Source organism: Hydrogenophaga bisanensis (genome assembly GCF_042665135.1).
Lineage (GTDB): Bacteria > Pseudomonadota > Gammaproteobacteria > Burkholderiales > Burkholderiaceae_C > Hydrogenophaga > Hydrogenophaga bisanensis.
Map to the genome: position 1 here is coordinate 1 of NZ_JBHTBX010000025.1, position 8,295 is coordinate 8,295.

Here is an 8,295-nt window from a genome sequence, read left to right on the forward strand (position 1 = left end):
GCGCCGAGCAGTTGTCCGCCTTCATCATCATGATCGCCGCTCGTTCTTCAGCCGTGAGTTGTTCGTAGTGCTTGCCCATCGCGGTACCTTACCGGTTGGGTGTTGCACTTGATTATTGATTCCGCCCCAATATGCCGCTTGTTAAATTGCTTTCCTCCAGCTGCAATGAGGGTGATGGATGTGAATCCTAGTTTGTAAGCTGCAATTGCAGACAGCGCGAACGACACGGACCCTAAACCCGGGGCTGCGTTTTCGGCAAGGAAGAACCGGTCAATGTGTAAGGTTGATATGTGTAGTCGGGCATCACTTTCAGACGAAAGATAGAGGCAAAATCTATTTTTCCCTGCAACAGAGCCTTGTATAAGCTTCCTGTTGACTACGGTGTAATAATGACCAGCGAATGAGTCTTTGCTGTTGTAATGTTGCTGCTGATAGTGAACTCTGCTGGAATTGAAGATGCTGAACAGGTGGCAGAAATCAATTAAAGAGACTTCCTTTTCAAGCAAGGGAACCTTAAAAATATCGTCTGCTCGCATCAGCTGCCCATCAAGCTTGATGCCCTGACCACTTAGGTGAGAGGCGGCAACTTGAGTGCCCTCAAGCATATTTTTAAGTTGTTCAACATCATTCAAAAAAGATTGCAAATCGGGTGCGCGCATGTTTGTTCCGCATCAACTCAATGCGGAATATAGCGTATGAAGTTTATATTTTCAATATCTTTTCTTAAAGTAATCTTCAAGAGCCTTCACTTGGGGGCGCAGTTATACGCTTCGGAGGGTTGGGTAATCACTTGCCGGTATCGTTGCTACGTTCTGCATGTGCGACGAAATAGCTGATAGAGTCATCTGTAGTCGCAGTGGGTTCCTCAGATGCCGTAAGCGGGGCTGGATGCTCCATGTTAAGCGACTACACTCATTTCTATCGGCCATGAATAGACTTCGTAGTACGAAGTGAATTTGCGTGTGATTGTTGAGCCTGCCGCCTTTGCTGCATCTGGCAAATCAGATCGTCATTGCCCCAGAGTTGGTGCAGTTGGCGATTGGCCTCTTGCTCACCAACCAACTTTGCCAAGTGCTGCATCACATCTGCCCTTGCCAACACCAAGTCGCCGCGCGAACGGCACATGTCGATCCTGGCCAGCAGGTATTCATCAGCGATACCGGCTTGGCGCAGGCAGACCAGAAGCTCGCGCTTGAGGCGACGCACGTCCCCAGATTCACGTCGGTGAATCCCCAGGATGGACAGGAACGAGCTGGAAAAAGACATGCCGGGTAGGGCCCATGTGTGGTCCTCCCTGATCTGCGCCTGGGCGAGTGGGTCAAGTGTTGCGCGTGCCACGGCTTCCCAATGTATGGCCGCCACCTGACGCTTCTGTGTGTGACTACCTCAGTCTCCCTGAAACGGGGGATGGCGTGAACTACCAGATCTGATAGCTTGCGGGCCGCTGGGGGGGCTCTTACTTTCCTGCCATCCGTGTTGGAAACAGGAGAGCAAGATGTCCCTTATTGTTAATACTTTCGCACCAGAAGAAACCGCATTGACCGATCTGGAGGCCATGTTTCGGCTCAGGTATGAGGTTTTCCACGAAAAGCTCGGCTGGGAGGTGCAGGTCACCAACGGCATGGAGCGCGATCACTTCGACGATCTGCCGGATGTGACCTACATCATGGGCAAAGGGGAGGGGGGAACGGTCGACGCATGTTGGCGCCTGCTACCCTCGACTGGCCCCTACATGCTCAAGGACACCTTCCCTGAGCTCCTGCATGGCCAACCGGCGCCCCAAGCCGCCGACGTCTGGGAGCTCAGCCGTTTCGCGGTGGCCACATCACGCACCGCCACGGATAACGCAGCGTTTGGGCCGATTTCCATGGCCCTGATGAAGGAATCGGCCCGCTTTGCGGTGGAGCGCGGCATCACCCGCTATGTCACGGTGACCACACCGCCCATGGAACGCATGCTGCGTCAGCAGGGGCTGCACGTCTACCGGATGGGACCCTCCGTGCGCATTGGTGTGGCCGTGGCTGTGGCCCTGGTCATTGAAGTAGACCACCAGACGTTACAGGCAGTTGGCTTTGCCGCATCCCAGTCTGCGCCGACTCACTGAAGAGCATGTGCTGCAGCCTCTCCAGGAGGAGCTCTCCGGTGTGTTTGTGCCCAGCGTCGTAGCCCATGTCGTCGATGAGCATCAGGTTGGTCGACACATCCATGGGATCGGTCGAGAGCACGCTGCCGTCTGCGTAGGCACGCCAAAAGCATGCGACGCTGACCAGTCGGCCGCTGGCGATTGCCGTCCACTCGGTGTAGCCCGTGGCCACGCCATCGCAGGCCGAGGCAGGCTCGGTCAAGTGATGCTCAAGCTGCAGTCCGAGAAGCTCATCCTTGCTCACCCTCACGTAGAGATCGACGGAGCACTGTGGGACGCTGAGACTGGGTCCAAGTATCATGACTGATCCTTCTTTCTGGGGATGGCTGGCGGGTGGTATGGGTTCCCTGAGCAAGGGCATCGACTTGATGTCCTCAATCGTTGGCGCGCAATCGGATGCGGAGCTTCTGTCGGCTGTGTCGGCAGCGGCCTCCAGCTGCGGGTTCGAGCGCGTGCTCATAGGCACACAGTGGATCACGCCGCGTGGTGAGCGCTGTTTTCAGGTGCTCAGCGGCTACCCCCTCGAATGGCAGACGGCCTACGCTCAAAGGGGCTACATGGGTATGGACCCCACGGTCGCGCACTGCCAGGTTCAAACCTCTTCCCTGATCTGGACGCCCAACCACTTTGAACAGGCCAACGCCATGGAGCTTTTCGAGGAGGCCAGGAGCTTTGGCCTTTCCTGTGGCATGAGCGTTCCCATTCATGAGGCAGCCGGGGTCAAAACCATGGTCAGCCTGGTCAGGGACAAGCCGCTGGATGCCGACCCGGGTGAGCTTGAGCAACTCGTGCGGGCGGGCGAGCTGATCGGCAACGTGGCCCATTTCAGCTACCGGCGGCTGATCACGCCGCAGATCCAGGGCATCCTGCCGAAGAAGCTCACGCAGCATGAGCTGACGGCGCTGCGCTGGGTGGCCAATGGCAAGACGTCGTGGGAGAGCAGCCGGATCATGAACATCTCGGAGGCCACAGTCATCTTTCATCTCAACAATGCCATGAAGAAACTGGATGTGGTCAATCGCCCGCAAGCCATTGCTGCCGCTTTCCGGCTCGGCCTGCTGGAGTGAGTCCAATGTAGGTTGGCTGCGCCCTTGTGCCAACTCCCAGAAACGTGAGCTATCAGATTTGGGAGGTGCGCTGGCCAGGAGCCGACTCCCGGGGGCGGAACAGGCGGTTGTAGTCGAACTTGCGAATGCTGCGGGCGCTGATCGCCTTTGAAGCGGGGTGCCTGGGATTGATGAGTGTGGCGAATTCCTCAGGCACGATCACCGATGGCACCATCAGGATGGGGGATGACAAGCTGGCCAGCCACTTCGAACCGACCTCAACGCTGGCCACGCCAGCCGGGATGGCATCCCAGGTCGTGGGCAGTGAGGCTACTTCGGTTTCCAGGCGTAACTCCCACACCTCGTCGGGTACGTCGATTTCCACGACATACTTGTTCAGGGGAAGACCCGCATCGTTCACATGTGCGGCTGTCTCGAGCACCGCGATTGCAATGGTCGGCGCACAGTAGACAACCGGCTGCTGGTGGTCATTCCAGCGCCCCGGTTCTTTGGCGGCTCCACCGCCGCTGAGGTCGTCGGCCCTGTACGTACGGGTTTCCGTGGCGATGCGCCAGAGCTTCAAAGGTAGGCCCCACTGCGAATGGCGCCCAGCAGACGGCCGACAAGCTCGACGCCAGTGGGTGTGTCCAGGTACTCGGACGGCTTGCGTCCGCCCAGCGATGGCTGGGGCTGTTCGATCCACCAGCCAAGCCACTTGAGGGTGTCGAAGTTCTCTGCCTCTGGCGCGGTGCTGTCGTCGACGACATCCTGCGCAATGGACAGCAACTTAATCATGTTGATGGCTGCGAGTCCGGCGCGGCCGTCGATGACCGCCCCGGCAGTGTTCTTGCGGGCTGCGGTCGCGCGTGGGATGCGCAGGATTTCGTAGACCCGGGTCGATGGCAGATCCATGCGCTTGGACAGGTCGGTCAGGAAAATGCCGGCAATGCCCTCGCGCTCCATCTGGACGAGCTGATCGGGGGTGGCACGCTTGAAACGCTGGAGGAAATCGTCCACACCCTGTTTGGGGCGATAGACCAGGCCCTTTTCTTCAAGAGCTGCGAGTGTGCGCCTGACAGGGGTTCGAGGTGACACGGATAATTTTCCCACGACACCCTCGAAACGCTTGGTCTTGCCAGGCCTACTCTGGGTCTTGTGCACTTTAACTTCCATGAGTCGCTCCATATCAAATGAGACAAAGTGTAGTCTCATATGAATTCAACAGCAACCCACAGGGCGTTCGCCCAAGCACCACTTTCAGTTCAGAAAAGACGTCTGGGCCGCCAGGGCTGCGATCACTGCATTGCGCGGGTCGTCGTTGCCCTGAAGCTGATCTGACGACGCACTCGGCTGGCCGGCACCAGATCTCCCTGCCGCCGCGTCGGACAGTTCGGCAGCGGCGTCCTCCTGCAGCTCGATGGCACTGCGTGGAGCAACCCCCCCCAGAGCCGCGAATAGGGCAGGTAGCATCTTGCCAAGTTCGCCGGTGGTCAGATTCACGTCGGCGTCAAACGGGTCATAGCCGTCTTTTTCTTGGGAAGCGCCGTCCTTGTCGAACACACCCTCCAGGAAGGTGATCTTGCGGACCTGAAGGTCATCGGTCAGGACGAAGCTCACCCGGCCCTCCCAGCTCAAGGCAAGGCGGACAGGCAGCTTGCCCTCCTGGATGTGCTTGCGCACCTCGTCGTTCTGCAGGTGATGGTGTGCAAACCGCACGCTGGCCATGGACTCACCGCTGGCCCTGAGTTCGCATTCCCGTTCGATGCTGAAACCTTCAGGCCAGTCGTCGCTGCTTTCGGCCAGCAGCCAGCTGGTCATACCTGCTTGGGGCGACATCACGGTCTGCAGGGTGAAGGCGCCCAAGCCGTCGAGCGCACGCACCAGCAGGGAGATCACGTCGTCCAACTTCGGGCCGCTGATCGCATCGGTGTAGAGGATGTTGTTGGCCAGATCCATCCAGACCCACACATGGGACTCGCGGGTGAAAGCGGTTGGCAACAATGCCTGCTTGGCCTCTTCTTGCAGCCCTTTCATCTCCCGCTTTCCGGGCTTGCGGCCAGTGGTCGTCTCAATGTGATCTGCGCTGGCCTGGGCCTTCTTGCGGATCTCAGAGGTCGGTACGTTCTTGGTGTCGATGCGAACCCTGAGGATCCTGGACATCGGGCAGCCAGCGCTTTCGATCAAGGCGCCATGGTTCTGGCCACGGGGCTCGACAAAGCCCACGGACTTAAAATCTGTTTTGTCAAGTCCTTTCTGCTAGGGCGTGTTAACACTAATGGCGATTTCTGCGACTGCGCGGGACAATCTCTGGCATGGAGATCACACCCGAGCAATTCGCCACCATCGAGCACTGTCTGCCCAAGCAGCGCGGCAATGTCAGCCTGAGCAACCTGCAGGTAGTCAACGCCATCCTCTATGTGGCCGAGCATGGCTGCAAGTGGCGCGGACTGCCCAAGCGCTTCGGCAACTGGCACACGATTTACACGCGTATGAACCGCTGGACCAAAGCAGGCGTCCTGGATCGCATGTTCGAGGAGTTACAGCGCGCGCAGGTCGTGCGCATCAAGATCGAGGCGGTCTCGCTGGACTCCACAAGCATCAAGGTCCATCCCGACGGCACGGGGGCACTAAAAAGAACGGCCCACAAGCCATCGGAAAGTCCCGAGGCGGATGGAGCACCAAGATTCATATGGTTGCCGCGGATGCTCGAACGGCCGTGACGTTCTGCCTCTCGCCTGGTCAGGCGCACGACGCGCCTGAAGGCCGGCGCCTGCTCAGCAGTCTTGGGCCGACCAGCAGACCAGTGCACTTGTTGATGGACCGTGCCTACGAAGGCAATGAGACACGGCAATTGGCGCTGGATCTGGGTTTCATTCCAGTGGTGCCACCGATGAAGACGCGGATCGAACCTTGGGAGTACGACCGCGAGATGTACAAGCGTCGCAATGAGGTCGAGCGCTTGTTCCGTCGGCTCAAGGGCTATCGCCGCATCTTCTCGCGGTTCGAGAAACTCGACCTCATGTTCCTGGGCTTCATCAGCTTCGTCCTCGTCGCTGATGGACTTCGGATGTGTTAACAGGCCCTAGCTGCGGCCGGAACACCTGCGCCTCGCGGATCAGCGAAACCATCTCGGCGCTGGCCCACACGTCGTAGGGGCTGGGCTGCACCGGGATCAGCACGCGCTCGGCCGCCAGCAGCGCGGAGCGCGCCAAGGCGGCGATGCGCGGCGGGCCGTCGATGATGACGTGATCGGCCCGCCTGGCGAGTTCTGGCGCTTCCTGGTGCAGCGTTTCGCGGGCAAGGCCCACGGCGCTGAACAGACGTGGCAAGCCTTGCTGGCTTCTGCGCTGCGTCCAATCCAGCGATGAGCCCTGCGGGTCGGCGTCCAGCAGGACGACGTGCTGGCCGCGCAGCGCCAGCTCGCCGGCGATGTGGGTGGCGAGCGTGGTCTTGCCGACGCCACCTTTCTGGTTGAGCAGAGCGAGGATCATGGCGCGGCCCTCCCTGCTGGAACGCCGGTTTTTCGCTCCTGCTTTTGGTGCCGTTTGGTGGTTGTCCACCGAAACGGCGCGCTTCTACTAAAAGTTAGAGAATTTAAGTTAGGAATGTTAGAGGACGACGAAACCCAATGCTGGCAAGGGTTTGCGACCGATTTTGTTGCCTGATAGCACGAGGATTTGTTGCCTGATAGCACGAGCCTCCTGTTGCCTGATAGCACGAGTGAATTAACAGGTTTTCCCGCAGTTATCCCCGTGCCGTATGCAGCACGGGCCGGAAAGTCAGCAGCTCGGTTTTCTCGCCAGGCATCCGCTCGATGCCCAGGACATAGCCGGGCAACGACTGCCGCGCCACCAACGCGCGCAGGTCGGCGGCGAAGTCGTAGAAGCGCGCCACGCTGCCCGACTTGCGGTACAGGTGCTGGAAATCGAATTGCCAGCCGTGCTCCTGCCGGCCACCATGCTTGCGCACCAGGCGGTACAGCCAGCGTTCGATGCCGCCCGTGAGCCGGAAGTACGTCGGGTCGATGGTCAGCACCAGGGCGGCGTCCACCACGCCCGCATAGAACCAGTCCGGCAGGATCAGCTCGATGCCCAGCGGTGTGCCGCTGGCATCGGCCAGTTCCTTCCACTCGTTGATCCACGAGAAGCGGTGCAGCCGCCTTCCCGTGGTCTCGCGGATGGACGTGGCCACCGTGGTCGATTGCAGGCGATCCAGGGCCGCCTTGAGGCGCTGGTAGTCGCGCAGCGACGTACCGCGCCCGATGAAACGCAGGATCTCGTAGGGGCGAACCTGCATCAGCCGCGAGGTCGGGATGCCCGCGTCGCGGGCTTCCACGATCTGGCTGGCGGCCCAGATCAGGATGTCGGCATCCCAGATCGTGGCGATGCCGTGCACCTGCGTGCCCTCCACGCGGATGGTGATGCCGCCGGCCCGGAAGTCGATCGGCGCGGTGCGCCGCGACTTCGCCAGCGAGAAGAACGGAAAGGCCATCAAGTCTTGGCTGTCGCGTGGCGCCATGTCGCCCGGCAAGGCGCGGAACAGGTCGAGCTGTTCGCGCTGCTGCAAGGCGTGCCCTGACGGGCTGGACATGGCGAAGGCCACCCACGCGCCGACTGTCAGCTGCCATCACGATAGTCGCCCGCATGGCGCTCGGCGTACTCCGGGTCGGAAGTCGCCCCAAAGCTGCGCGCATCGGCCCAGGCGTCCAGGTCGGACACCGCATACATGACGCGGCGGCCGAACTTGCGGAACTTCGGGCCGCCACCGATCACGCGCTGCTTCTCCAGCGTGCGCGGCGACAGGCGCAGGTAGTCGGCGGCTTCGTCGTTGGTCAGGTAGCGTTGGGGCTGCGCGGGCGCAGCGACAGCAGCGGCGGCAGGCCGCAAGGGAGCAGGTCGCATGGGAAGTACCTCCATCAAGCCCGGCCACACCACGCGACCGGATAGAGGCACTTTCAAGAAAGATGGGCTTCTTGCTAAGGAAGGTCTGCATAACCCTGCCGCCACCCGCGTGATGTGAGACATTGCCGACATGAAGCAAATGAGCCTGGGCGAGAGCGGATACGAGCGCAAGACCAAGCGCACGCGCAAGCGCGAGTTCCTCGAC

10 protein-coding genes and 2 pseudogenes are annotated in these 8,295 nt (G+C 60.2%); 3 read left to right on the top strand and 9 right to left on the bottom strand.

Translation table 11 applies throughout. The features are described 5' to 3' along the window. Positions 1 to 47: 47 nt before the first annotated feature. Together ACFQNJ_RS19130 and ACFQNJ_RS19135 are read right to left on the bottom strand one after the other, a co-directional pair. Positions 48 to 659, bottom strand: coding sequence for a hypothetical protein (locus tag ACFQNJ_RS19130; RefSeq protein ID WP_382260325.1), 612 nt, complete (start codon positions 657 to 659; stop codon positions 48 to 50). Between the two features lie 259 nt (positions 660 to 918). Continuing rightward, entirely contained in the window at positions 919 to 1,266 is a 348-nt protein-coding gene (locus ACFQNJ_RS19135; protein WP_382260327.1) for a hypothetical protein, read from the bottom strand. 229 nt (positions 1,267 to 1,495) lie between these two features. Here ACFQNJ_RS19135 and ACFQNJ_RS19140 point away from each other — a divergent pair, with 229 nt between their 5' ends. Then, positions 1,496 to 2,104, top strand: a complete 609-nt coding sequence (locus ACFQNJ_RS19140) for an acyl-homoserine-lactone synthase (protein WP_382260328.1) — start codon at positions 1,496 to 1,498, stop codon at positions 2,102 to 2,104. Here ACFQNJ_RS19140 and ACFQNJ_RS19145 read toward each other — a convergent pair. Then, on the bottom strand, positions 2,034 to 2,504 hold the full coding sequence (locus tag ACFQNJ_RS19145) for a DUF4902 domain-containing protein (RefSeq protein WP_382260330.1): 471 nt from the start codon (positions 2,502 to 2,504) through the stop codon (positions 2,034 to 2,036). The two genes, ACFQNJ_RS19140 and ACFQNJ_RS19145, sit on opposite strands and share 71 nt — an antisense overlap. On the opposite strand from ACFQNJ_RS19145, the gene ACFQNJ_RS19150 reads away from it, so the two are divergent. Continuing rightward, positions 2,443 to 3,210 (top strand): helix-turn-helix transcriptional regulator, encoded by a 768-nt coding sequence (locus ACFQNJ_RS19150; protein ID WP_382260332.1) that lies wholly within the window; start codon positions 2,443 to 2,445, stop codon positions 3,208 to 3,210. The two genes, ACFQNJ_RS19145 and ACFQNJ_RS19150, sit on opposite strands and share 62 nt — an antisense overlap. Before the next feature lie 52 nt (positions 3,211 to 3,262). Here ACFQNJ_RS19150 and ACFQNJ_RS19155 read toward each other — a convergent pair whose 3' ends face one another. The 3 genes and pseudogenes from ACFQNJ_RS19155 to ACFQNJ_RS19165 form a co-directional block, all read right to left on the bottom strand. Further along, positions 3,263 to 3,772: an RES family NAD+ phosphorylase gene (locus tag ACFQNJ_RS19155; RefSeq protein WP_382260334.1), complete on the bottom strand. Its 510-nt coding sequence runs from the start codon at positions 3,770 to 3,772 to the stop codon at positions 3,263 to 3,265. After that, a complete protein-coding gene (locus ACFQNJ_RS19160) occupies positions 3,769 to 4,284 on the bottom strand; it encodes an antitoxin Xre/MbcA/ParS toxin-binding domain-containing protein (protein WP_382260336.1) in 516 nt (171 codons plus the stop codon). Before ACFQNJ_RS19160 ends, ACFQNJ_RS19155 begins: the two co-directional genes overlap by 4 nt. Before the next feature lie 162 nt (positions 4,285 to 4,446). After that, a pseudogene (locus ACFQNJ_RS19165) lies at positions 4,447 to 5,418 on the bottom strand (recombination-associated protein RdgC); the annotation flags it as partial. An 83-nt stretch (positions 5,419 to 5,501) separates the two neighbouring features. Here ACFQNJ_RS19165 and ACFQNJ_RS19170 point away from each other — a divergent pair. Further along, a protein-coding gene (locus ACFQNJ_RS19170; protein WP_382260338.1) for an IS5 family transposase occupies positions 5,502 to 6,265 on the top strand; the annotation gives its coding sequence in 2 pieces (ribosomal slippage) (positions 5,502 to 5,817 and positions 5,817 to 6,265; 765 coding nt in all). Between the two features lie 7 nt (positions 6,266 to 6,272). Here ACFQNJ_RS19170 and parA read toward each other — a convergent pair. The 3 genes and pseudogenes from parA to ACFQNJ_RS19185 all read right to left on the bottom strand — a co-directional run. Then, positions 6,273 to 6,680, bottom strand: a pseudogene (gene parA / locus ACFQNJ_RS19175) (ParA family partition ATPase); the annotation flags it as partial. Between the two features lie 253 nt (positions 6,681 to 6,933). Then, positions 6,934 to 7,779, bottom strand: coding sequence for a replication initiator protein A (locus ACFQNJ_RS19180; protein ID WP_382260340.1), 846 nt, complete (start codon positions 7,777 to 7,779; stop codon positions 6,934 to 6,936). A gap of 26 nt (positions 7,780 to 7,805) precedes the next feature. Further along, a complete protein-coding gene (locus tag ACFQNJ_RS19185; protein WP_382260342.1) occupies positions 7,806 to 8,090 on the bottom strand; it encodes a helix-turn-helix transcriptional regulator in 285 nt (94 codons plus the stop codon). Between the last annotated feature and the right edge of the window lie 205 nt (positions 8,091 to 8,295).

Coding starts and splice junctions, on each gene's coding strand:
- ACFQNJ_RS19130 (WP_382260325.1), bottom strand. CDS start 659: ATGCGCGCACCCGATTTGCAATCTTTTTTGAATGATGTTGAACAACTT.
- ACFQNJ_RS19135 (WP_382260327.1), bottom strand. CDS start 1,266: ATGTCTTTTTCCAGCTCGTTCCTGTCCATCCTGGGGATTCACCGACGT.
- ACFQNJ_RS19140 (WP_382260328.1), top strand. CDS start 1,496: ATGTCCCTTATTGTTAATACTTTCGCACCAGAAGAAACCGCATTGACC.
- ACFQNJ_RS19150 (WP_382260332.1), top strand. CDS start 2,443: ATGACTGATCCTTCTTTCTGGGGATGGCTGGCGGGTGGTATGGGTTCC.
- ACFQNJ_RS19145 (WP_382260330.1), bottom strand. CDS start 2,504: ATGCCCTTGCTCAGGGAACCCATACCACCCGCCAGCCATCCCCAGAAA.
- ACFQNJ_RS19180 (WP_382260340.1), bottom strand. CDS start 7,779: ATGTCCAGCCCGTCAGGGCACGCCTTGCAGCAGCGCGAACAGCTCGAC.
- ACFQNJ_RS19185 (WP_382260342.1), bottom strand. CDS start 8,090: ATGCGACCTGCTCCCTTGCGGCCTGCCGCCGCTGCTGTCGCTGCGCCC.